General features: G+C 33.4%; 18 protein-coding genes and 3 tRNA genes. 10 read left to right on the forward strand and 11 right to left on the reverse strand.

Translation table 11 applies throughout. The annotated features are described in order from the left end of the window. Window positions 1–76 precede the first annotated feature (76 nt). Window positions 77–2740: a hypothetical protein gene (locus LZQ00_RS02195; RefSeq protein WP_234511538.1), complete on the reverse strand. Its 2664-nt coding sequence runs from the start codon at window positions 2738–2740 to the stop codon at window positions 77–79. 855 nt (window positions 2741–3595) lie between these two features. Between LZQ00_RS02195 and mgtE the strand changes: the two genes are divergently transcribed. From mgtE to LZQ00_RS02210, 3 genes are all read left to right on the forward strand, one after another. Then, complete coding sequence (mgtE, locus tag LZQ00_RS02200) at window positions 3596–4978, forward strand: magnesium transporter (protein WP_234511540.1); 1383 nt, start codon at window positions 3596–3598, stop codon at window positions 4976–4978. A gap of 132 nt (window positions 4979–5110) precedes the next feature. After that, window positions 5111–5184, forward strand: a tRNA-Asn gene (locus LZQ00_RS02205). Window positions 5185–5303: 119 nt separating this feature from the next. Beyond that, window positions 5304–5377 (forward strand) — tRNA-Asn (locus LZQ00_RS02210). A gap of 1211 nt (window positions 5378–6588) precedes the next feature. Here the strand turns inward: LZQ00_RS02210 and LZQ00_RS02215 are convergent. Continuing rightward, entirely contained in the window at window positions 6589–7473 is an 885-nt protein-coding gene (locus tag LZQ00_RS02215; protein ID WP_234511541.1) for an AraC family transcriptional regulator, read from the reverse strand. Between the two features lie 125 nt (window positions 7474–7598). On the opposite strand from LZQ00_RS02215, the gene ppsA reads away from it, so the two are divergent. Next, window positions 7599–10031, forward strand: coding sequence for a phosphoenolpyruvate synthase (gene ppsA / locus LZQ00_RS02220; RefSeq protein WP_234511543.1), 2433 nt, complete (start codon window positions 7599–7601; stop codon window positions 10029–10031). Between the two features lie 467 nt (window positions 10032–10498). Here the strand turns inward: ppsA and LZQ00_RS02225 are convergent, their stop codons facing one another. From LZQ00_RS02225 to LZQ00_RS02235, 3 genes are all read right to left on the reverse strand, one after another. Next, the gene (locus LZQ00_RS02225) at window positions 10499–10969 is read right to left on the reverse strand and encodes a hypothetical protein (protein WP_234511545.1); all 471 of its coding nucleotides are present in this window, start codon (window positions 10967–10969) and stop codon (window positions 10499–10501) included. Between the two features lie 51 nt (window positions 10970–11020). Next, the gene (locus LZQ00_RS02230; protein WP_234511547.1) at window positions 11021–11842 is read right to left on the reverse strand and encodes a WG repeat-containing protein; all 822 of its coding nucleotides are present in this window, start codon (window positions 11840–11842) and stop codon (window positions 11021–11023) included. A gap of 299 nt (window positions 11843–12141) precedes the next feature. Beyond that, entirely contained in the window at window positions 12142–13695 is a 1554-nt protein-coding gene (locus LZQ00_RS02235; RefSeq protein ID WP_234511548.1) for a S41 family peptidase, read from the reverse strand. A 190-nt stretch (window positions 13696–13885) separates the two neighbouring features. Here LZQ00_RS02235 and LZQ00_RS02240 point away from each other — a divergent pair. Together LZQ00_RS02240 and LZQ00_RS02245 are read left to right on the forward strand one after the other, a co-directional pair. Further along, window positions 13886–13959 (forward strand) — tRNA-Asn (locus LZQ00_RS02240). 62 nt (window positions 13960–14021) lie between these two features. Then, on the forward strand, window positions 14022–14936 hold the full coding sequence (locus LZQ00_RS02245) for a PfkB family carbohydrate kinase (RefSeq protein ID WP_234511550.1): 915 nt from the start codon (window positions 14022–14024) through the stop codon (window positions 14934–14936). A gap of 1 nt (window position 14937) precedes the next feature. On the opposite strand, the gene LZQ00_RS02250 is transcribed toward LZQ00_RS02245, so the two are convergent. The 3 genes from LZQ00_RS02250 to murB all read right to left on the reverse strand — a co-directional run bounded on the left by LZQ00_RS02250 (window position 14938) and on the right by murB (window position 16997). Further along, window positions 14938–15183: a cytochrome b5 domain-containing protein gene (locus LZQ00_RS02250; RefSeq protein ID WP_234511552.1), complete on the reverse strand. Its 246-nt coding sequence runs from the start codon at window positions 15181–15183 to the stop codon at window positions 14938–14940. Window positions 15184–15203: 20 nt separating this feature from the next. Further along, window positions 15204–15716, reverse strand: a complete 513-nt coding sequence (locus LZQ00_RS02255) for an RNA polymerase sigma factor (RefSeq protein WP_234511554.1) — start codon at window positions 15714–15716, stop codon at window positions 15204–15206. Between the two features lie 264 nt (window positions 15717–15980). After that, window positions 15981–16997: a UDP-N-acetylmuramate dehydrogenase gene (gene murB / locus LZQ00_RS02260; protein ID WP_234511556.1), complete on the reverse strand. Its 1017-nt coding sequence runs from the start codon at window positions 16995–16997 to the stop codon at window positions 15981–15983. A gap of 104 nt (window positions 16998–17101) precedes the next feature. Here murB and LZQ00_RS02265 point away from each other — a divergent pair, with 104 nt between their 5' ends. Then, complete coding sequence (locus tag LZQ00_RS02265) at window positions 17102–17707, forward strand: TetR/AcrR family transcriptional regulator (protein WP_234511558.1); 606 nt, start codon at window positions 17102–17104, stop codon at window positions 17705–17707. Here LZQ00_RS02265 and LZQ00_RS02270 read toward each other — a convergent pair. The 3 genes from LZQ00_RS02270 to LZQ00_RS02280 form a co-directional block, all read right to left on the reverse strand. Then, on the reverse strand, window positions 17696–18679 hold the full coding sequence (locus tag LZQ00_RS02270; protein ID WP_234511560.1) for a YpdA family putative bacillithiol disulfide reductase: 984 nt from the start codon (window positions 18677–18679) through the stop codon (window positions 17696–17698). The genes LZQ00_RS02265 and LZQ00_RS02270 overlap by 12 nt on opposite strands. A 19-nt stretch (window positions 18680–18698) precedes the next feature. Then, complete coding sequence (locus LZQ00_RS02275) at window positions 18699–20894, reverse strand: FUSC family protein (RefSeq protein ID WP_234511561.1); 2196 nt, start codon at window positions 20892–20894, stop codon at window positions 18699–18701. 82 nt (window positions 20895–20976) lie between these two features. Continuing rightward, window positions 20977–21387, reverse strand: a complete 411-nt coding sequence (locus tag LZQ00_RS02280; RefSeq protein WP_234511563.1) for an organic hydroperoxide resistance protein — start codon at window positions 21385–21387, stop codon at window positions 20977–20979. A gap of 209 nt (window positions 21388–21596) precedes the next feature. Between LZQ00_RS02280 and LZQ00_RS02285 the strand changes: the two genes are divergently transcribed. From LZQ00_RS02285 to LZQ00_RS02295, 3 genes are all read left to right on the forward strand, one after another. After that, a complete protein-coding gene (locus LZQ00_RS02285; RefSeq protein ID WP_234511565.1) occupies window positions 21597–24173 on the forward strand; it encodes a phosphoenolpyruvate carboxylase in 2577 nt (858 codons plus the stop codon). A gap of 74 nt (window positions 24174–24247) precedes the next feature. After that, the gene (locus LZQ00_RS02290) at window positions 24248–24799 is read left to right on the forward strand and encodes a hypothetical protein (protein WP_234511567.1); all 552 of its coding nucleotides are present in this window, start codon (window positions 24248–24250) and stop codon (window positions 24797–24799) included. Window positions 24800–24814: 15 nt separating this feature from the next. Further along, on the forward strand, window positions 24815–25840 hold the full coding sequence (locus tag LZQ00_RS02295; RefSeq protein WP_234511569.1) for a Gfo/Idh/MocA family oxidoreductase: 1026 nt from the start codon (window positions 24815–24817) through the stop codon (window positions 25838–25840). Window positions 25841–25962: the final 122 nt, after the last annotated feature.

The raw sequence follows: 25962 nt of genomic DNA on the forward strand, positions 1-25962 counted from the left end.
CATTGTACAAGCCCTTTTATGTATTGGTAGCTTTTTAGTGCTCTCTAGAAAAGATTTCCTTTTCTATTTTAAAAGCTTAATAGGTATAATTTAATGTAAATGTAGGCACTACTTTTTGTGTTGCTGTTATATCATTGATGTATGTTGCTTTGAAAGCAGCTTCAAAATCGGGTAAAGGGAAACGGAAAGCATTAAAATCAACGGATAGCTGTAACCCAAAAGATTTTGGACTTATATTGGATTGGTGATGAATATTTTGATAGTCAGCAAATACTCCTCCTTTAATCCTCTTAATATAAGCTAAGCCTCCTATTGCCCAATCAGGATAACTGATTGGGAATCTATAATTTACTAATAAGGTGTTTTTGACTTTTTCGTATTTGTAATACCCATAACCACTAACTGTAGGAATATCGTTGCTGTATTGGTATTGACCGGTAGCTTTTTGATATCCAAATCTCACTTGGAATCCATGATTGGAGGCAAAACCTGGTAAGTAAAAGCCACTTCTAATTGAAAATATACTTCCATTCAATTGATTTTCGAATGGAAGATGTCGATAAGTAATACTGAAATTTTGTCCCCACTGCGGTGTTATATCCATTTTTGATAACATCGCATTTCTATTCCAGTAAATTTGATAAGTCAATGGGAACAATACCTCTGAGTTAAAGTTTTTTAAATCTTTGATACTTATATCGTATCGTCGAAGATAAGATGTTGAAAAATTAAACCCTGTACTGTACACATAATTCCGTTTATAAAAAGCGATGGGGATAGCAATCTGTCCAGTTACAAGGTGCTCTCTCCAATCAAAGTTCAACGTGCTATCTGCTTTGTTGTTGATTTTAGCTGTTCCGATCTGTCCTTTGTTTTCATATTTTAAGGTAAACTTAGGGAAGTATTTATTATAATTTACAGCGGCGGAATAGGTTGACTTTTTAATATCGGTATCATATTCGTAGCCTAATACAAATTGTGTTGTATTGAGAATGTTATTGGATAACCAAAATATGCCTGGTTTAAAGTTATCTAAGCTCTCAAAATTTGTATTGCTTAAAGATAGACTATGAAAATTAAATGTTCGTGAAAGACCCTTATAAGGAGTTATGCTGTAATGTCTACTTGTGTCGGTAACCGTATAAAATCTATTTTTGCTACTTTGATCGCCATCCGCTAATAAGCTGCTAGCTGTTTTAGTGCTATTATCAAAAGTTATTTTGGATATTTTATAGCCATTTGATTGGTAGTTGTTGAATAGAATTTCATTTTGTTCCGCATTATAGTATGGGTTGAACGCACCAAATGGCACATTGGTTAGTTTATTCAGTACTTTCGATTTTGGCGTATAGTTATATATGTTGTCTATGCCATCATAATGCGCTTTAAACAAGATATTGTCTTCATTGATATACTGTGGTCTTTCAAATTGTTGGTTTCCCCAGTCTTGTAAAAATGTTAATTTCCCTGAGTCTAAAGCTACTTCTACAAGATTTGTTCCTTTATCTGAAATGGCAATCGCTATTATTTTTGATCCATCGGCATTAAAAGCAGGTTGTTGTAATAAAATATTGGAACCAATAAGAACCTTTTTTAATACTTTTTTAGTGGCAATATCAATGAATACGATAGCCGTCTGGTTACTTAGATCAACTTCGATTGTTAATATTTCATGTTTGGTTGGATGTAAAATAGGGTAAAAATAACGAGTTTTGGAGCTTATTTGTTCTTGTTTTTTTGTGTCCAAATGATATAAATTGATCACATTATAAGATCTTTTTGTATAACGAATGTCTCTTCTTAATTCATCCCATACAATCATATCATTTCTTATATCATAGTTAGGAATAATCTGATTTCCTAATTTTATAAGTGTTGAAATATGCTTATTGCTATCTATTTTTATAATTTCAGCTGTTTTGTTTGCTGTTCCAAATAGCGCTAAAATACTCTTGTTTTTATAGCTTTTTGGAAGTAACCAATCCTGATAATACTTGCTCAGTTTTGGTTCAATGATATCGTATGATTTCGTTGTAATTTTTTCTTCATTTGTTGTCCATTCATTATTCAGATCATGCATAGTTTTGTTGAACAATTCTCGACCATTGTAACCAGATATTTTCTTTAAGGATCTATTAAAATTGTAAGGGATCAGTCTATTTTTTTGAAGACTTTTGTAGAGGTCCGGTTCAAAATTTTCCTTAAAATTTTCTTTTAAATTTTTTGTCATAAAATAACCTATCGTATAATAGCTAGGTATTTTATCCGGATAGGAACCCATTAAATATTTTTCATATTTATATTTTTTTCCAGACATTTCATTTGCCTTTAATGTCATTTCAAAGGATGGAAGTCTCCCTCTTCCTCCCTTTGAATAGTTCGTTTCAGTCCATGTTGCATCTCCTTCAAAATACCAAGAAGGTAATGTTAAACCATAAATTGCGAGGGCTAATTGTTCTAGAAAAGGGGCTTTTAATTTACCTGTCAATTTGTCAAATTGAGCAACATGTCTTAGCTCGTGAAGAGCGAGGTTTGATAACCATTCTTGGTTGCTGGGTTCGGGTGATGGACTGCTGTAGAGCTCTGATTTTCGAGGCGCAAGTTGAACAAATCCATTCGGTTCGAGTTGTGTATTTTGTAAGATCAACGATATTTTTCTTGGCTTTACTTGCAAATCCCTACTGTTAATTTTTAAATATTCTTCAATCTGATAGGCTAGGGTAGAGGCTTTTTTTTCCATCTCAATAGGAAAAATAAGGTTAAATTCTGGCCGATCTATTTGGTGCCATTTTACTGATGGGGGCGCTTGTGTGTCTTCAAAAATCTGACATCTACCCATTTGTAAAGATATAATTAATATGATATATGTTAATATGCAGATTTTCATTTATTTATGTTTTGTATATGTTATTAATTCTTTGCTTTACTAATTATTTTAGCTTGTTTTTGCAAAATCAACTCTTTTGTTTGTTTAAAATATGTAACATAACTATTTATATTATAGTTTGTTATTACTTTTTATTCAATTGATGACTTGTTCAATAAAAATATGTTTTTTATTTCAATTTACACTATTTTATATATAGTATTTAATAAAATTATTTTTACTAAATACATCACGATGTTTCGATTATTTCTTAGCTGTATGTATAACTTCATAGGAATACATCGATGAAATTTGGATCAGGTTGTTTCAAAAGTTTGTTAGCTAAAAAGGTTAAGCATATTTTTTTATATTTTCTAACAACGCGTTTGATTTATTCTGAAATACGCACAAGTGAGTGATTCATTACTTTTGAAATTGTAATAACAAAATTTGTTTCATTAGATTGCGTCCTCTTAATGAAATTGTACACTGTCATAATGTCTTGTTGTGCATTTTCTAAATATGGGTCTGATGGAATCATAAACTTTTCATTTGCCTAAGAAAGCTTAATTATTTTTAAATATTGGTTACTTCTTATCTGTGATTTTGACGCTTAGAAATAAGTAATTTTAATTACTATCCAAATAAATTCTTATATTATTTTTAAAAAGACGATTTTTGCATAAATTTTTAAGGCAGCGATGTAGAATATCATAAAGAAAGGGAGTTATGGAAGAATTGGAATTGCAGGTAGAACAAATCGAACAATTCATTGAGTCGAAGGATACAGATGGATTGGAAGCATATTTAAATGAGCTAAATATTTCAGATGTAGAAGCATTAATTGATGAGCTACCTGAGCACGGTCACATATTCCTCGAAACTTTAAATTTAAATCGTGCAGTTAACGTATTTCGTATACTGGATTTCCCTACTCAAGAACGTATTTTTAAGAAGCTCTCTGGAACTAAAATCAGTGAATTAATTAATGAAATGCCACCAGATGATCGGACTTCTTTTTTTAGCGAATTGAAGGACGGAGATGTGGTGAAACAGTTGATTATTTTATTACCTCCAAAAGACCGGAAAGAGGCTCTTTCTTTATTGGGATATCCAGAAGATAGTGTTGGACGTTTAATGACTCCAGACTACATTACAGTAAAACCTCACTGGAACATTATTCGTATTTTAGAACACATCCGTCGGTATGGAAAAAATTCCGAAACAATTGATGTTTTGTACGTGATTGATGCGAGTGGAAAATTAATTGATGATATTCGTATCAAAGATATTTTAATGGCCGATCCCAACGTCGTCGTTGGTGACCTGATTGATAACCGACTTATTTCTTTAAATGCCAACGATCCACAAGAAGAAGCCGTAAATGTTTTCCGCATGAATAATCGTGTAGCATTGCCTGTTGTTAATGAACAAGGGATTATGTTGGGAATTGTCACCATTGATGATATTTTATGGGTGGCAAATGAAGAGTACACAGAGGATATGCAGCGATTTGGAGGAACGGAAGCCTTGGATGAACCTTATATGGATGTTTCTATTGTTAACCTGGTGAAAAAACGTTCAGGCTGGTTAGTTGTTTTGTTTTTTGGTCAATTGTTAACGGCAACAGTTATTGAGCATTTTGAGCATCAATTGGCGAGCGCTATCATGCTTTTCGCTTTAATGCCACTCATTATATCAAGTGGGGGTAATAGTGGCTCACAAGCTTCGACATTGATTATTCAAGCAATGGCACTTGGTGAGGTAACACTTGGGGATTGGTGGGGAGTGATGAAAAGAGAATTGTTGTCTGGTTTTTTATTGGGCTTAATTCTTGGTATTTTAGGATTTGTCCGAATTATGACATGGCAAAGCTTTTCGCACGCTTATGGTGAACATTGGGTTTTGGTAGGGCTGGTTGTGAGTTTTTCATTAGTGGGGGTTGTGCTTTGGGGTTCCTTAATGGGATCTATGCTCCCCTTTATATTAAGGAAGCTAGGAGCGGATCCTGCTAGTTCATCAGCTCCCTTTGTATCGACTTTAGTCGATGTAACAGGTTTGCTGATTTATTTTACATTTGCTACTTTGCTCTTAAAGGGCGTTTTGATCTAAATGAGATAAAAATTATTCTTGTTGGAATCGAGGGAGTTGCAAAAAATGTTTTTAAAATATTTGTAGGATTACAATAATCTTCCGATAATTGCATCACCGAAACGGAAATTACGCTTCGGAAAATGACCGGATTCCTGAATAGCTCAGCTGGTTAGAGCATCTGACTGTTAATCAGAGGGTCGCTGGTTCGAGCCCAGCTTCAGGAGCAAAACGATTTCGTAAAGTTGAAATCGAATCTCAATCAAAAGTCCAGATTGAATACGTAAGAAAATAGAATTTTAAATTCTTAACCAGAAGAAGTGTAGCAATATATTTCTTGAAAGATTCCTGAATAGCTCAGCTGGTTAGAGCATCTGACTGTTAATCAGAGGGTCGCTGGTTCGAGCCCAGCTTCAGGAGCAATAACTACAAAAGGTCTTTTTGAAAAAAAGGCCTTTTTTATGTATTGTTCCGTCCTAAAATAAGTTGACACCTAAATCAACTTATTATGAAAAAAGAAGAAAAGAATTCACAAAACCCAATCCGATTGTCAATGCTTCACAGGTTTTTCACGTTAAAAAGTTGAAAAATAGCAAAAGTTAATACAGATATCCCGAAAAAACTTGCAAGGTGTTGTCAGGTAGCTTTATAAATCATATAATCTTTAACGCTTTTTCTCATTTTTGATAGCAAATTTAGATCTCTGAGAGAAGATCATCCAATAGATCTTCTGTCTTCTTCAATCATTAATGGATTTTAGCTGAGTTTAAAATCCATAATTGTACCAATCAAGCTGATTATTACTTCTAAATCATACTCCTGAGCCGCGGATGAAGTGAGGATAAAGCAGGGATAAAGCATATGCTAGGCGTTGTAAAAGCGTTTCCTCGAGAAGAACCATCATAACAGATGATTAACACAGATAAACTGTAGGTTAAGCATGTTAAGCCAATGCGTGTATATCTTGATGGCTATCTGTAGTATGCATGTAAGATGAGTTTAGAACAACTGCCAGTCAACTGTTTTTTGAGTAGGTTTCAGTTATTGTTTAGGTTGGTTCCGAAAGTGTTTCAAAACTGACTTGAATAGACTTTGATTGGGGAAAGAGTTTTACTTGCCTTGTTTTTGAAGATATATGGAATGGAGACCTTACAACTGTCACAGGTCGGGTAAGACACAACTGTAAATATATCGTAGTAAATACGAATAAGTACCGAACATTGTTGGCACTTCTATGGACTTTAAAGGACTTACATGGACTTCTAAGGACTTTTGATTGTAAGATACTGAAGGATTTAGCTGCCTGAAGATACAAAACCGGATCATACGGAATTGTTGGGGGATACTTTTAAGCATGCAGTTTATCATCCAACTGAAAGAAAAGCTCTAAAAGATGGGCACTGATGAGATAGTTATACAAATATTCCCTTTTAAAAAAAACCGAATTCCTTAGTCATTCGAGCGCTCTGAGGAATCAGGTTTCAGTCTCTGGTAATGATCTTCCCGTTTTCCAGAACCGTCTTGATCCAGTCTTTGAGCACCTAAAAATTCTTTCTCTATCTTGATACGTTGGGGTTTTATTTCTTTTACCTCACTTTTTAAGCTTTAAAAATAAAAATATTTAATGAATATTATTTCCGATGTTCTTGCCGATAGGTAATGGGGGAAGAACCAGTTTGTTGTTTAAAATAACGGTTGAAATTCGAAATATTGTTAAAACCTGAGCTAGTACAAATATTGGAAACACTTTCATTTCCATCTCTTAAAAGTTTGCAGGCATGCTCAATTCTGACTTCAATGAGAAAGTCAAAGTAACTTCTTCCCGTACGCGATTTAAAGTAGTGGCAAAAAGCATTTGGGACCATATAAACTATTGCGACAATATCAGCTAGTTTGATGTCTTTATAAAAATTATCCATTGTGTATAAGTAGATCCTACTCAAGCGTGTTTCATCTATTTTCTTAAATGGCTTGATATGTTCATTTTCAAAATTCTGGGAAATATCCTGGCTAGTTGCTATTTCATTCATCAATAACAACAAAATTGGAAGTTGTTCATATGTTTGACAGTTTTCTAATTGTTTCATTCTCTTGATAACGCATGTTTTTAATTTCCCATCCAGCTGCAATCCGATCTTTGCGGCGCTCAATAGCTTGTTCAGTAGCTTGTTTTCAGGAAGATTAAGAAAATCTTGTCCCATTTTGTTAGGGTCAAAATGCAAAGTAAGCAGCTCCAGTGGCACTGGAGTCCAGCCATGTTTCATGGCATAATCATAGTAGCGATTCGTTTCAAATTTAAACATGTGAGGTGTGCTTGCGCCAATTAGGATGATGGTTCCGCTAGCAATTCTTTTAGAAGACTGGCCTATTGAAAAACTTCCTTGTCCTGAGTGGATATAGATCAGTTCAAGTTCGCGATGGCTGTGGAAGCTGTTCAATGCATGGTAAACATTGGCGGTAGCTAAAGTGAACGTTGAATTTTCTGTTAGGATCGTCTGGCCAAAAAAATCTTTCATTTATATAATATAAATATGATTATATATAATTATTAAATAAAATTATTAAAATAATATCATCTTGTCTTAATATTTAACAAATAAGTGCAAACAATACCCCATAACTTCGTTCAAAACAATTTATAATGAACAATAACAAACTTACAATGCGTCTGATCGAGGCCTCTATTGGAGATATTGATTTGGTAGGCGGAAAAAATGCTTCCCTAGGAGAAATGTTACAGCATTTGAAACCTTTAGGGGTAAATATTCCAGATGGATTTATTGTGACTAGCAAGGCTTATTTTCAGTTCATCGCTGACAATAAGTTGGATCAAAAAATTAGAAATGTGTTGGAGGATGTTGATATTACAGATTTGCAGGAGCTGACCAGTTGCGGGAGTAGTATACGTGAACTTATTCAGAGCGGCACTTTCTCAACAGCAATGGAACAGGAGATTCTTGCGGCCTATGAAGCGCTTATCGGTTTAGAGCATATGCAGCATGTTGGTGTTGCAGTCCGTTCTTCAGCTACCGCCGAAGACCTTCCTGAAGCCTCATTTGCGGGCCAACAGGATACCTATTTAAATATTCGGGGCCAACAAGAGCTTTTAAGGGCAATTAAAAATTGTTTTGCCTCACTTTTCACTGATCGAGCTATCAGTTATCGGGAAGCGCTTAATTTTGAGCATTTAAATATAGGACTTTCAGTATGCATACAACAGATGGTACGGTCCGATCTAGGGGCTTCTGGCGTCGCTTTTTCTATAGATACAGAAAGTGGTTTCAAGGATGTGGTGATTATTAATGGATCTTATGGATTGGGCGAGCTCGTTGTGCAAGGGATGGTGAATCCAGATGAATTTATTGTATACAAACCTTTGCTAAAACAGGGTTATGCTTCGATTGTAGAAAAGAAGCTGGGGAGCAAACAATTGCAGATGATCTACGGAGCTTCAGAAAACAAAACTGTGGAAGTGATAGATACACCAACAGAAAGTGCAAAGCGTTTTTGTTTAAATGACACACAAATCCTTCTGCTGTCCAAATGGGTATGTATTATTGAAAAGTATTATTCGGATCTCATAGGGAAATGGTGTCCTATGGATGTAGAATGGGCTCTTGACGGACTGAGAGGTGATTTATATATCGTTCAGGCAAGGCCAGAAACTATTCATTCACGGAAGAAGACCAGCTGTATTACTGAATATATAATCAATGAAAAAGACCGTGCATCGCAGATCATATTAAGAGGGGTTGCCGTAGGGGATAAGATTGCATCTGGGAAAATTCATAACTTCAAAGGAGTCAGTAAGCAAAATATACATGAAATCAACTTTAATCCTGGCGATATCATGGTTGCGGAAATAACTGACCCTGATTGGGAGCCGATTATGAAAAAGGCGTCCGCAATAATCACCAATAAAGGTGGTAGGACATGTCATGCTGCTATTGTTGCGCGGGAATTAGGTGTGCCCGCAATTGTGGGCTGTGACCAAGCAACAGAAACACTACTTACAGGACAGGAAATTACTGTTTCCTGTGCTGAAGGTGATACAGGTTTGATTTACAGGGGAAGGATTCCATATAGTAAGTATGAGCATGATCTTTCAGACTTACCAGATGTAGGTACGCCTATAATGATGAATATTGGATCACCAGATATCGCTTTTCAGTATGCGGATTATCCAGCAAAGGGGGTAGGATTGGCCCGCGAGGAATTTATTATTAACAATTACATCAAAATTCATCCAATGGCACTTTTAAAACATCGGGAAGTGAACGACATCGAATTGAGCAGTTATATTAGCTCGTTGACTATCGGTTATGCGGATGAACAGAGTTATTTTATTGAAAAGCTGTCTTATGGAATTGCTAAGATTGCATGCGCTTATTATCCGAATAAGGTAATTGTTCGTTTTTCAGATTTTAAAACTAATGAATATTATAATATGCCAGGAGGAAAGTTCTTTGAACCAAAAGAGGAGAATCCAATGATTGGCTGGAGGGGAGCCTCTAGATACTATTCAGATGCTTATAAAGAGGCTTTCGGGATGGAATGCCGAGCGATAAAAAAAGTTAGGGAAATAATGGGGTTGGATAATGTGGTGGTCATGATTCCGTTTTGCCGTACTGTTGACGAATTGCTACGGGTTTATCAGGTGATGGACGAATTTGGTCTTAAACGGGGTCAAAATGGAATGGAAGTTTATCTAATGGCTGAAATTCCTTCCAATGTTATCCTTGCCGAGGAGTTTGCTCGTCATATTGATGGATTCTCTATTGGATCGAATGATCTTACCCAGTTAGTATTGGGGTTGGACCGTGATTCGGCCTTAGTATCTAGTTTATATAATGAGCGTAATGATGCTGTGAAAATGATGATCACGAGCCTTATTCGAACAGCAAAGCGGCAAGGGGTCAAAGTAGGTATTTGTGGCCAGGGGCCATCTGACTATCCAGATTTTGCACAGTTTTTGGTTGAGGAGGGTATCGATTCAATTTCAGTTACACCCGATTCCTTTATGAAAACAGTGAAAGCTGTCAAAGAAATTGAAGATAAATTGGTCGCATACTAATGGATGGAAGAGAATACGCTACTGACCGAAAACAATATGCAAAAATACATTGCCATGATTCAGTATTGCGAAATTAAAGTGCAAAAGGGCTGATTGCCTACCTGAATCTACCCAGCTTCAAGAGCAAAGATTTTCAAGTCTGAAAATCCTTAAAACCCCATTTATAGCTATTAAGATGGGGTTTTTCTATAATAGGAAGTATCCTGCTTCATTTCGTCTTTTCAATAGCAAAAAGAGGGTGTATCATAAATCATCATGCATCTTTTTTTGTTAGAATGAGTCTTCATTAGTCCCGATAGCCTCGCGTTTTTGAAAATTTTGAAAGGGAACGAGGTTGATAATTAATAAGAAATAATAGACAAACATGATTAATTATCGCAATGAGAAGTAAGCACACATTCGAAATGAATTATATTTTTACTGTTTCATTTTATATTTACGATATTGGTATTCACGACGAGACAAGATTAAAATAGTTCCTTACCTTCACTGTCTAAATATCCAAAAGTTCCGTTTTTTGTTAATACAATAAAGAATTTATCTCTATCAACAGCTTTTATGAGCCTATACTTTGGGGTTATATATACCTTTGTATAAGGACAATATATACCAAATAAATAGGTTTCGCTGTTAAAAACATCCAAATTTCCGGGGTACTGATACCTACATATATATTTATTTTCAAATAAAACATCACCTTTTGGATTGATTATTTTCGCAACATTATCATTGCTTAAGCCAAATATAAATTCACCATAAGGGTCTAAATACTGAAAGTTTTTATTAACAGAAATTGTATCTTTTGAAGTTTTACCAATTACGTAAAAAGTACTTTCATCCCTACCTTTTTCAATTATATAATCCGTTTTGTAATATTCTTTAAAAGGATCAGCTTTTTCCTCAAACGGTTTGTAACTTCCAAGATGTTGCGCTGGCACATTGCCTATTGTTACTGTTCCATCATTAGCCTTTAATTTATAAGGATAGTGCTAATATTCATTTTTGTTATTTAATACCAAATATTCATTTTCAGTAAATATAATATGCTTTTTAGGTTCATTAAATACCAATTTAAATTTTTCGTCAATTAAATTATACATTCCTTTCAATTTAACTAATGCATAATTAGCTTTAAATGGATAAATAGAATCGTAAACTGCATTCAATACAATTTTATTATCAAAAGAAACTAATCCCCATTTATTATTTGTTTTAAAAGGAATACAATTGTTTGATGTATTATTAAAATAAATATTTTTGTATTTTACGTGAAATTCATTCTCCATTTCTGTTTTAATCCTATCGAGCTTACTTAAATTAAAATGTAGATCACTTATTACATGTGCAGGTCCTACAAATTTTAATTTATTGTTTATTAACATAAAAACGAATTTGGTTCTTATCGTTGTATCATTTAAATCAAAATAGGGTCTTTTATTTCTAAATACAATTGAAACATCGATAAAGCTTAATTTTTTTTGTTTATAACTGACTGAATCGAAAGAAACTATAGAATATATTTTTCCTAAATTTCTTTTTAATTCACTGTTATTATATTTAATCCCATCATTTAATCTTTTGTAGTTAGTTTGTATTGTTTTTTCGTCTAACGGCTTTTTACTTTCAGAAATTGATATATTTTTAAATTCATTGTACGTAAGTAAAAAGCGACTATTGATTACAATGCTATCTTTTGTGTATTGTTCAGCAAAATCAAAAACTGTTTTTTTTAGATCAATTTGTGCGAAGCATTTTGTACTTATTGAAAGAATTAAAATTGCAATAAGAATAATGTTAATTAGGCTTTTCATAATAGAATTTTTCTTATCGATGAATATCTTGGTTAAAATAAGTGAAAAAAGGTATAAAATATATTCTACAATTTTAAGATATTTAGTGTTTATTTTAATAGTTACCCACATCATATATCTTTAGAGCAAGGAAACGCTATCCTATATCAGCTTGGGTAGGTAAACTTTTGAGCATTTACATTTATTCCCTATCATCACCTAAATCCCGTAATTTAGCCAATGAAGTTATAATTTAGTCTGAAAATTACGGACTCAGGAGCAAAAAAAAGCCTTTCCATTTTTGGAAAGGCTTTTTGCTTTTATTTTATTTTTGTTCTATTTTCGATCATACCCTTGAATTGTCCAGGAGAAAATTCTTTTAACTTTTTCAGCTGATTGGTCGATGTCGTTTTACTAGAAATTCTTGAAGAGCTATTCAGATAACTACCCGTTGTAATATAATTGTAAGCGGCTTGTAAGGATTGCTCCTTTAAATTACCTAAAGCATAGGTGGCATCATCCCGAGAAGTTCCGTCAACAGTCATACCATCATAATAACCTCCTTCATTATTCGAATTTTTTGACTCAAACATACTCATATAGACATCATAGCCCCCAACTGTTAAAGGGAAAAATCCAACAGGCTTTCCATAAGTGTTTGATCCAACCAACTTAACGGATAAATATGGCTTCAAACTGTTGATAAGCAGTTCGCTTGCAGAGGCAGTACTTTCTGTAACAATAAATACAATAGAATTAATATTTAAATTTCCATTTGGATTAAATGTATAGGTATTTCCTGAAACGCTATAATCTAACTCACCATAATTTCCAGTTATTTTCGTTCCATTTGCATTCGTCGTTTCATAGGTTAAATACTTTAAATATTGCGTTTTTTTATTTTGCATGGTACTATTAAAATGTTCTGTAAACATCACTTTACCATTTAAAGAACTTGGTGCAATTTTATTGGCAATAAATTCTGCAGTATTGAGATAACCCCCACCATTATAGCGCAAATCAATAATTAAATCGGTAACACCAGCAGTCTGGAAGTCATTAAAAGTTGTTGTCAAGTCAGCTTCCGTATGTGCTAGACTTGAAAATGAGCTGAAAGCAAAATAACCAATTTTCTTTGTGCCTTTAGTATACACACTGTCAATAAGGACTGATTTTGTTTTATATGTTGTTTTGTTCAAGGTGAGATTAAAGGATTTTCCATCACTTTTTATTCCTTTGATAGTGGTTGATTCGCTATCAAAAAGCGCTTTGTTTAAGGAAGATACTTCACTGTTAAAGTTAGTGCCATATTTCACCCCATTAATGTCTGTGATGATATCACCACGTTGTAAGCCTGCAAGGGCAGCAGGGGAGCCTGGATAAGCCAACTGTATATAGATGTCATAGTCTGTCTCACTTCCATATAAGCCAACTTTAAGTCCAAAGTCTTTTCCATTTCCTTCTAAATCTAATGAAGCAAAATCATGCCTTCTGATAAATGAGGTACTACCAGTATAACTATCCTTGTCAATGTAGCTGTATTTTGTTTCATTAACATCGTCTTTATTATATTCGTAAGGAGATTGTGTAGCAGGATTTATTCCATATCGTGTAATAGCAAATAGTTCTTGTGTTAGATTTTCATATTCATCACTTCCAGTACTATATTTGCGAGGATTAAAAACAGCATAAGTAGGAAGCTCAGAATTCCATAAATAAGCATCTTTGGCGTAATAGAAAAGTGAATCTGTTAATTTTTCAATACGACTCGATGTTTCTTTTGGGATTTCTTCTGTTACATCTTTTTTGCTACAACTAAGTATGGATGCTGCAAATAAGAGAAGTGTAGTTGTTTTTATAAAAATTTTATTCATGATTTAATAACATAAAATATGGCGAAGAGGTCATCGATTATTTAATTTAATATTGCCTCTGTTGCATATGATAAATATTGTCATTATTTCGCGAATAAAAAAATTTAAAAAAATTTGTGAATTCACTGAATTTACTATATTTTTGTGGCGTTAAAAGAGAAGGATACATAATTATCTTTCTTGAGAAGATTCCTGAATAGCTCAGCTGGTTAGAGCATCTGACTGTTAATCAGAGGGTCGCTGGTTCGAGCCCAGCTTCAGGAGCACTTGGTGAAACCGGCTTAAAAGCCGGTTTTTTTTTGGTTTATAATTATATAATATATACGATGAGTTTAGTAGTAATGGGCACGGTAGCATTCGACGCTATCGAAACACCTTTTGGTAAAACAGATAAAATAGTCGGTGGTGCAGGTACCTTTGCAGCCCTTTCGGCATCATTCTTATATGATCACGTAAAATTAGTTGGTGTAATAGGAGAGGATTTTGGAGCTGATAATTTGAATATTATTAAAAGCAAAGGTATTGATGTAGAAGGTATACAAATAATAGAAGGTGGAAAATCATTCTTTTGGGCTGGAAAGTATCATAATGATATGAATAGCCGTGATACCATTACAACAGAATTGAATGTATTGGAAAATTTTGATCCCATTATTCCAGAAAGCTACCAAGATTGTGAATTCTTATTATTGGGTAATGCTACTCCTCAAGTTCAAATGACGACTTTAGATCGTTTAAAAAATAAGCCAAAACTGGTTGTTTTAGATACGATGAATTTTTGGATGGATATTGCGATGGACGATTTAAAAGCTGTTCTAAAACGTGTTGATGTATTGACTATCAACGATGCTGAAGCGCGTCAATTATCTGGAGAATATGCACTGGTAAAAGCTGCAGAAGCTATTTTGCAAATGGGTCCAAAATATTTAATCATTAAAAAAGGAGAGCACGGTGCATTATTATTTGGGGAAGGTCAGATTTTCTCAGCTCCAGCTTTACCATTGGCAGAAGTATTTGATCCAACCGGAGCAGGCGATGCATTTGCAGGAGGATTTGTTGGTTACTTGGCAAAAGTGAAAACAATCAATTTCACTAATATGAAAAACGCCATTATTTTTGGGTCTGCATTAGCGTCGTTTTGTGTAGAAAAATTTGGAACTGAACGTCTGCAAACATTGACACAAGAAGAAATTGATGCTAGATTAAAAGCTTTTGTTGCTTTATCTAAATTTGATATTTAATTTATTCTATTTTTCCTACAATAGGAAATCTTTTAAAAACTTGATCTGAATGAGGAGCTTCCGAAAGCTCCTCAGTTAGGTCTTGACCAGCCCAATGTTCATAATGTTTTCCAAACTTCCATAATCGACTTTCAGTAACGTCATAGATAAGTCCGCGAAAAGCAACCCATATTTCTGGTTTATCTTGCCCATTTCGTAGTGCTAGTTTCGATTTAGAATACAAAGGAAGATTTTCATGATTATTCATGAAACGAAGGTATAAAAATCTTAATCGATAAGTTTATAAGTCGATAACGATTTCTTCATTACTTTTCGAGCAATATGTATCCTTGTTTTGACTGTTCCAATAGGAATTGCTAAGTACTTCGAAATTTCATGGTATTTATACCCTTCAAAATACATACTAAAAGGTACATAATAGTCTTCTGAGAGTTTAGAAAGGGCAGAATTAATATCTTCCATCACAAACTTATTTTCTCCTTGATTTTTAGAGGCGGATAAGCTTAGATTTGTATTCGAAATCTCTTCTTCTTTTGTGATAAAAGAATTCGTTTTTACAATTCTCCGATAGTTGTTGATGAACGTATTCTTCATAATGGTATACAGCCATCCTTTCAGGTTTGTACCTTCTCTAAAATTATTAAAATAGGTGACAGCCTTTAATAGTGTATCCTGTACTAAATCATTAGCGTCTTCGCTATCATTTGTAAACTTCTTTGCGTAGTGTTTTAGAGAATCTGACTGCTCTACTACTAACGAGTTGAATTCATATTTAGTCATAATCACTGAATTTTTATTCACTTTAAAAATGAATGATTTACAAAAATACTGAGGAAGAAATAGAGTATTCATTCCTCAGCGATTGAATACGGTGTAGTAATCTATTTACAAATAGTATGCTAATTATTGAGAATTGATATATATATAATGATTATTTAATGTAAAGTTTCTTTTCTGAAAAGGGTATTTGTTGTGAAACTCTAATCAGATGCGCTAAATTCGCCATTTTTTTATCCATATGTGCGAATATTTTTTTATTAGAAATCAAAAAATATTTACCTCACGTTCTAACTTAACATTAAATTTTTGATAAACATCGTTTATTATTTTAGACGATAGTTCAAAAATTTCAGTTCCTTTCGCAGCATGTATATTTATTAGTACAAGAGCTTGATTCTTCCATACTCCTGCTTGTCCAATTACTTTGCCTTTCCAACCACATTGTTCAATTAACCATCCGGCTGCAAGTTTAATTTTATTCTCAGGCATAGTATAACTAATCAGATCAGGAAACAATTCTTTTAGTTCTTTGTATTTATCTATGGAGATAACTGGGTTTTTGAAAAAACTTCCTGCATTTCCCACTGTACTAGGATCTGGTAATTTTTCTACTCGGATGTAGGAAACGACTTCGGCGATATCTCGTATTGTGGGATTACTAATCTGTCTTTTTTCCAACTCGGTTGATATGGCTCCATATGAAGTGTTTATAGAAGGAGATGAGCTGAGTTTATAAGTTACTTCTGTAATGATATATCGACCCTTATACTCAGATTTAAAGATACTGTCTCTGTACGAAAACTGGCAGTCTTCATTATAAAATACTTTAAATATTCCCGCTACAGTGTCGAAGGCAATACAACTGTAAAAGATATTCATGAGTTCAGTGCCGTATGCGCCAATATTTTGAACTGGTGAGGCGCCAACTGTACCGGGTATGAGTGCCATGTTTTCCAATCCGTTATAGTTGTTATTAATACAATAACATACCAGATCATTCCAAATTTCACCGGCACAAGCTGTAATAAAGATATCTTGTTGAACTATTTTTGCTTGAATTCCTTTGTTATTTATTTTGATGATATAACCGCTATAAGGTTTTGTAAATAAAATGTTACTTCCACCCCCGAGAGTCAAAAATTCTTCTTTAAATATACCAGTCTCATATGCACTCAATAATTGTATTGGATCGGTTATTTCAATGAAATTTGTTGCAATTTCTTCAATACCGAATGTATTATATTTTTTTAACGAAACGTCTGATTGTATATTTATGCCCATTGTTGACTAGTTTTTTCAAAAAATCAAAAAAAATAAATTATCTTTATATATTAGTTAGTAAAGATAGCACAAAGCAATTATTAAGTGTAATTAAATTTGAATTGATGGCAAATGCGGATTTAAAAAGAATCAGAATATTGGAAGCGGCAACACGAAGATTTGCCCATTTTGGTATGGCAAAAACAACAATGTCTGAAATTGCTACTGATTTGAACTTTTCAAAAGCCCTTCTTTATTATTACTTTCCTGATAAAAATAGTCTTTATTCTGCCGTTTTTGAATATGTCATCAATAAGATGGTTCAAGATATTAAGGATAAAATCAGTTCCTGCACTGATTTTGAGGAAATTATGATGTATACTATTGATAAAAGAGTAGAATTAATCAATCAATACTATAATTTATTTGAATACACGATCAATATGGTAAAGGAGCTTCCTGAAGAGTTGGAGCGGGTGTTCAAAGAATCCTATGTAAGAGAAGTTGAACTTTTTGTTGAAATTTTAAATTTAGGTGTTGACAAAGATGAGATAGAAGTAGGAAATGTTGAAGAGACTGCTCGTATTCTGCTATACTCTCTTTTTGGAATGCGAATGGGTATATTGAAAGATATGAAGAATATGCTATTTCCGACCAAAGATGAGTTTGATGTCATATTAGCCTTGCAAAAAAAGATGATGAAAATATTTTTAAAGGGTTTAAGGAAGTAACTCGTTTTTTTGTTTAATATCCGCTAAAATCTGTTTCGCATGAATTCTTGAGTTTTCTATAAACCATAAGTGTGTATTTAAACCACCACATACAACTCCAGCAAGATATAACCCCTTAATATTAGTTTCCATAGTATCTACATCATGCTCTGGAATACAAGGTGATGTAGCAGGAATATGTACTCCTATAGATTGAAGAAATTCGAAATTTGGTTGATATCCTGTTAGTGCTAATACAAAATCATTGTCTATCACGACTTCTCCTTCTTGAGTTTGAATGTAAACTTGGGATTCGGTTACTTTATTTAATGTGCTATTATAGAAAACACGGATTTCTCCTGCTGCAATTCTATTTTCAATATCAGGTCTAACCCAATATTTTACTCTTGGACTAACTTGTTCCCCACGTATGACCAATGTGACTTCAGCCCCTTTTCTATATGTTTCCAAAGCAGCATCTATGGAAGAATTACTTGCGCCTATAACAACCACTTTTTGATTTGCATAATAATGTGGATCTTGATAGTAATGTTTGACTTTATCCAATTGTTCCCCAGGAATATGAAGTAATGTTGGAATATCGTAAAACCCAGTGGCTATAATTATATATCTTGAAGTATATGTGTTTTTAGGAGTTTGTGTGAAGAAAAAATCTTCTTTTTTCTCAATTGCAGTTACCTCTTCGAACAATTGCATGTTTAATTGAAACTTTTGTTGAATACGTCGATAATATTCTAGCGCTTCCGCTCTTTTTGGTTTTGCTAAGGTTGTTACGAATGGAATATCCCCAATTTCTAATCGATCAGCAGATGAAAAGAAAGTCATATTTTGTGGATAATGATAGAGTGAATTAACAAGGCATCCTTTTTCTAAGATTAAATAAGTAAGATTATTTGAAGAAGCTTCCAATGCACAAGCAAGGCCAATTGGACCTCCTCCCACAATGATGATATCATAATAATTATCGTGCATGTCTTTGTTATGTTTAAAATTAATTCGCTTGATCACGTAATGTTAATTCATTATCCGTAAGTGTTTTTTCTTTTAGTTGTTGGACCAATTTGGCGATATCAACAACTATTTTAGTAATAAACTGTAGTTGCTCTGTAATCAACGCACTATTTTCATTTCTTTCCAGATTTATATTTTCATTAATTTCTGGAAGTTGAATATCTACAGGAACAAAACGATTTTCTTCATTCGAATTTGCTAATGTTTTTATTGCACTTTCTAGTGAACTTAATATTTTTCGAATTAATTTTATATGTTCTTTTGTAATAATTTGATTCGCTTCTGTAGAGCTAACTTGATTATGGAGCGTCACAGCGTAAGAAGCAAGTACATGATTGAAGATGACAAACTTGTTTACATCCTTCGTATATCTTTGCTTATTTTTAGGTTCCGTTAACATCCGTTGGAAAGTTGAACCCATATTGGCTGTTTCTACATACAATTTTTTTCTAACCAATTTGTATTCCGTAATTGACGGCACATTTCCAGCAATTTCTTTTAACATTAATGCAATATATTGGTAGTTTGCTATCAATAGTTTTTGCATAGAATCTTTTACTTGCATGGATTCCCAATTAGGAAAAATGATATAACTAGAGAGGAAGGCTATCATTCCTCCAATGAATGTGTCAAAAATCCTTTCTTTTGTCACTGCGATGGTATTTGTACTTACAAAACTGAGCATGATAAGTACATAGGGAGTCATGAAAATGACCGCAACAATATAATTAACACGGAAAAGGCTATAGGCACTTAGGAAGAAGAAAATAAGTAATACAAAACGAATCGTTTCATCATGAATAAAGAAAAGAATGAATGAGCCTATGAGACCACCGATAATTGTTCCCATTAAACGTTGGATATTTCTTTCTTTAGTCAACCCAAAACCTGGCTTTAAAATCACCATAATGGTCAATAATATCCAATAAATATTTTCACTTATCTGAAATGTTTTAGCAATAAAATAGGAAAGAGACATCACAATGGCCATACGTATTGCGTGCCTAAAATAAGTTGAATCTAATGCAATGTTGTTTCTAAATTTTTTTAAATCAATAATAGAAGATTCGATAAATTTTTTAGCTTCATCAATTTCTGGTTTTTTGATCTCTGACGATTTTAAATGGGAGTAGTTATATATCCCATTAATATGTTTAATAATATCTCTGACGTTGATTAAAATTTTTCTTAATGCTATGGTATTATATTGAAAGCTTTTTTCTAGTATATCTATTTTACTATGTATGAGATTGATGTCTTGATCAAAATTATACATGGGTTTAGGCATTTTATTGGTATTCAATTGATAAGCAATGTGATCCAATTCGTTGGTTAATTTTAAAATGACATGTTTGAACTCATTTAAAATCCCTGTGCTTCCAAATTTTTCACTAACCGCATGATAATCATAGTGTGTTGCCATACTCTGTTCGAAAAGATCGATAATATCATTAAAAACAAGTGTCAGGTAGCGTCCTGTCTTTGTCGTGTCTTTGATGGATCTTTTGCTTTGAAATAATAAGTCTCTTACATTTTCTTGATGGGTATTAACTTCTACCTGTTTCTCAATCAGTTTTAAATAATTCTGATCATTATCGACATTGATATCGTAAAAATTGGCCTTCAATCGAATATAATCGGCCACATGACGAATGGATTCCGCTAGTTCTTGTTGGGCTAATCTGTAGGGACGTATTTGCGTTATTGATAAGCTAATGGCTATATACCACATACAACCAATACTGTAATAAAATAAATATTCGAGGGCACTTTGCAAGCTAAATGGGGTATCAATATGAATAAGCATCATCAAAATACACATCAAACCCACATTGGCTGCTCTGGCATTAAAAACAGCGAACATAGCAAAGATAAAACAGAGGACAGCAATTAGAATCGTTAATAAATAGATATTGGAATTTACTGCAATAGTAAGGACGAAGGTAATAATCGTAAATAACGCAGCGAAATACATACCATTACGACGATGGGAGGGAGCGCCGGGTGTATCCGATAAGCCAACTAACAGGGCACCTAATGAAACAAATGTTCCATTCATGAATTGACCTATAGCAGCAAAAATAATAACAGGAACAATACAGCCAATAGTAATTCTTATTCCATCTGCGAAATATTGACTATAAAAAAAACTTTTTATCTCTTGTGTCTGCTTCATAAACTTAGAATACAAACAAATATACAAGATTGAATAGGAAAAAACTGTGCTTTTACGATAAAAAGCACAGTAAATTTAGTATTTAAATACCAGTTATTTTAACTTCGATATTTCCTTTGGTCGCTTTTGAATAGGGGCATACACGATGTGCCTTTTCTGCGAGTTTTTGAGATTCTTCTGCAGTCAATGTAGGAACATGTAAATCAATTTCTGCAGAAATAAAAAAAGCATTATCCTCTTGGTTAAACGACGCCCGTACGATAACTTTTGCGTCAGTCATGTCAACATGATCCTTTTCGCCAACTGCTGCCACGGCTCCTAAAAAACAAGAACTCCATGCGGCTGCAAACAGTTGCTCTGGATTAGTAGCATTGCCTTCACCTCCCATAGTGGTTGGTTTTTTTACAATCAAATCAATTATTCCATCTGATGATTTTACTTCTCCATTACGTCCTCCTATTGCAGTGACCTCTGCTGTATATAATTTTGCCATTTTGATTTTATTAGTTTGATTTTTCTTATTTTTATCTAACTAGTATAACAGATGGAAACTGTTTTTGTTCTTAATAATATTGTAATATTATCTTATTTTTTTTATTTAAATTTCATTTAAATGTTTATTTAAATATAAAATTTATATATTTGAATGTTTGAGATTATTTGAACAAATCACCAAAATCTACAATTGTTTTTTCTATAAATATGAAGTTTAGTAAAAAAGAAGCTGTTTTTCAAGACGAAGTTTTGACACGTTTCGAACTATTTAAAAGTTTATTTTTGACACTCCCATTTCAGCGAGTTAAGGATACAGGTACATTATTGCCTTTTTTTGCCAAACATTGTGAAAATGGAGTAGAAACACATAAAACTCCAGAGAATATCATCAATACATTTTTTGAGCAACACGAAGTTTATTCCGATGAAGATAAACAAATTGATTTATTATTTCGTTTTGTACAGTATATAGAACGTCAAGTTGTTTTGTTTGATGCTATTGAAGATTCGTCTTTCAAAGCAATTGGTAAAACAGATAATTCTGCACAGCTCGGTTCTTTAATTCGGTCATCTGAAACAAATCCAGAACTAAAGCGAAAAATAGTCGCAAAATTAAAAGATTTCTCTGTACGGTTGGTACTAACGGCTCATCCTACTCAGTTCTATCCAGGTTCGGTTTTATCGATCATCAATGATTTGATTAATGCCATTAAAGAAAATGATATTCATAATATTCATTTGCTATTACAACAGCTAGGGAAAACACCGTTTATTAATAATAACAAACCGACTCCTGTAGATGAAGCAATCAGTTTAGCCTGGTTTTTGGAAAATGTATTTTATAAAGTGGCTTCCGAAATTCAGACCTATATAGATGATGAGTTAGGTATTGAGACTGCTGATGTCAAACAATTAATCGAGTTAGGTTTTTGGCCAGGAGGAGACCGGGATGGTAATCCAAATGTTAGCCCTGAGAGTACTAAAAAAGTAGCAACGCTTCTAAGAACAATCTTATTCAGATGTTATTATAGAGATTTTCGAATTGTCAAACGTCGCATAACGTTTAGAGGTGTCGAAGAATATATGGAGAATTTACAGGAACTATTTTATGAAAATAGTTTTAATCCTGTTGAATATCCTATCGATGAAACAGCAAATATTATTGAAAATCTGAAAGCTATAAAACGAGTTCTTAAGGATGATCATAATGACTTATTCGTTGAGATTGTAGATGATTTATTGCGTAAGGTGATGACTTTTGGTTGTTTCTTTACGACTTTAGATATTCGTCAGGATAGTAGTATTTTAAGCCAAACATTTGAATATGTAATTAAAAAGTATCCAAATGAAACAGGTATTCCTGCTGATTTTTTGACATTATCTGAAGAAAGTAAACAAAAAGCAATCTCTTTTAAAGAACTAGATTTAGATTATGATGACAAGGCTACTGCATTAGAAAAAGATACATTAGGTGTTATTCGTTTATTAAAAGACATACAGAAATCCGGATCTGAAAGAGCTGCTCAAAGATTTATTATCAGTAACTGTCAGCAGGCAAGTGATATCTTAGGATTACGACAATTATTCTTATGGTCTGGATGGACTAAAGATACACTGACGATCGACTTTGTACCTTTGTTTGAAACGGTAGATGATTTGACACGTGCTGCGGATGTTATGAAAACGCTCTATACAAATAAGGCATATGCAAAACATCTTAAGCTAAGAGGAAATAAGCAGACCATTATGCTGGGATATTCTGATAGCACAAAAGATGGAGGATATTTGATGGCCAATTGGTCAATCTATAGTGCTAAAATAGAATTGACGGCTATGGCTAGAGAATATGATGTAGATCTTGTATTTTTTGATGGCCGCGGTGGCCCACCAGCAAGAGGTGGGGGTAAAACACAACGGTTTTATGCTTCCATGGGACAAGAAATTGCCAATGATCATATTCAATTAACCATTCAAGGACAAACCATTAGTAGTCAATATGGCTCCCTTGATACGGCACGGTTCAATATAGAACAATTATTACATGCAGGTATTATTTCAGATCTGAAACAAAAAGCAGGCGATACTTTAACACCTCATCAAAAAGAAGTTGTTGATAAATTGGCGGATCTGAGTTATAATAAATTTATGGATTTAAGAACAAATCCTTTATTTCTAAGTTATCTGGAAAATTTATCTCCATTAAAAGTGCTTTCTTCTATTAATATTAGTAGTCGTCCTGTTAAAAGAAATTCGGATAAAGAACTTAAACTAAAAGATCTGCGGGCAATTAGTTTTGTGACTGCTTGGAGTCAGCTAAAGCAAAATATCCCGGGTTTCTATGGCGTAGGAACAGCATTAAAATGGGCAGAACAAAATAATCTTTGGAAAGATGTACAACACTTATATGTATCATCAGGTTTTTTCCAAACATTGATTGATAACTGCATGATGTCGATGACAAAATCAAATTTTGATATCACGTCTTATATACAATTTGATGAGAAGTATGGTGATTTTTGGAAATTGCTTCATGAAGAATTTTTGATCACGAAAGAATATCTATTAAAATTGAGTAATACGTCAAAATTAATGGAGAACTATCCAATTGATCGAGAATCTATATTGGCAAGAGAAAACATTGTATTACCCTTGTTGATCATTCAGCATTATGCAATTAAAGTAATTAATGAAGGTAATATAGATGAGAAGAAGCGTGAAGTATATGCTAAATTAATTGCAAGAACAATTTATGGGGTTGTGAATGCAGGTCGAAATGTGGCATAAAATTTCATATCTTTTTTAATAAGAGTTTTTAAGCTAGTTTATTTTATTATTTTTGTGCTGTTAACATAATTGATATGAAATTTAATAAGTTATTTGTAGCGGTAGCAGTTTGTGGAAGTTCATTATTAGCTTCTTGTAACTACCAGACAGGTTTGGATAACCAATATAAAAATTCACGCGCTTCATTGGCGGACGGTGATGCTTATGCCATGTTTAAGTTGGTAGGTGAGCAAGGAAACTATTTAGTGAATTTGGCAAAATTTGCTGAAACAAAATCAACTTCTGCTGAAACAAAAGCATTATCTGCTAAAATTCAAGAAACATATGGAACAATACTTCCGCAATTGGATTCTTTAGCATTAAGTCTTCATGTTAATGATCCCATGAGAGGCGTTCCTGCTTTTCAAGCACCAATTGAACTAGGGGCAGATAGTACTGCTGCTTTTAATGATCATGCTTATTCAGCTTTAGTGGCGAAAGTTCAAGCTGAAGTAAATAGTAAACTGGTTAAAGAATCACAAAATACAAATGCTGATATTAATCACTTTTCACACGAGAGTTTAGAAAAACTGGAAGAAGTTTATAAGCTTGCTGGTGGTAAAGTAGATGAACATGAACATCACTAATAAAACTTTATTTTAATGACTGTAAATAAAATAGTTACAGGTATTATGTCGTATGGAATGTCCGGAAGGATATTCCATACGCCGTTTATAGCTGGTAATGACCATTTCGAATTGCGGGCGATTGTAGAGCGATCAACAAAGAAAGCTCATCTAGATTATCCTTCTATCATCAGTTACATGAGTATTGATGAATTATTAGCAGATGAAGCAATTGAACTTGTGATTGTCAATACACCAAATGATACCCATGTTGCTTTTGCTAAGCAAGCTTTGCTAGCAGGAAAACATGTGTTGATCGAAAAACCTTTTGCACCAACGGTTGCTGAAGCAAAAGAACTATTTGAGTTGGGTAGGAGGGTTGGTAAATTTGTACTACCTTATCATAATAGAAGATTTGATTCTGACTTTAACTCGTTAAAATCAGTTTTGGAATCAGGAAAATTAGGCGATGCCGTAGAGCTTCACTTACGTTTTGATCGTTATCGTACAGAAATTGGTCAAAAAGTGTTTAAAGAAACGAAACGACCTGCAGCAGGTATATTATTTGACTTAGGCTCTCATTTATTAGATCAAGTCATTTCCTTATTTGGAAAACCGACAGCTGCTGTTAAAAGAACTTCAATTCATCGGGCAGATTCTGAAGTAGACGATTTTGCAACGATATTGTTGACTTATGATAATGGACTTACGGTTTTTATTACCGTCAGTATGTTGGTACTTGAATCACAATATAGTTTTCTGATTCATGGCACCCAAGGAACTTTTGTCAAAAATCGTACAGATGTTCAGGAAAATCAATTGATTGCAGGTATTTGGCCATTAGATAATCATTATGGCGAAGAGAATGAGCATGCAGAAGGATTACTCACCTATTTAGAAAATGGTGACATCATTTCTGAAAGTATAAAAGCAAATAAAGGCAACTATATGTTTTTGTTTGATGCGGTATATGAGCAAATTAGAAATAATAAACCTTACTTTGTCACAGAAGAACAAATATACTGGCAATTAGAAATATTAGAACAACCTTCGTTGTGTTAAATTATTCTCTTGTTCACAATAATTTAACATTAAGATTATCTCGACTTCATTTATTATTTATATTTTCGAAATAATAAATGATACTCTTAGTGATTAGATAATTTATCTATTCACATAAGGAA

Source organism: Sphingobacterium sp. SRCM116780 (assembly GCF_021442025.1).
Classification (GTDB): domain Bacteria; phylum Bacteroidota; class Bacteroidia; order Sphingobacteriales; family Sphingobacteriaceae; genus Sphingobacterium.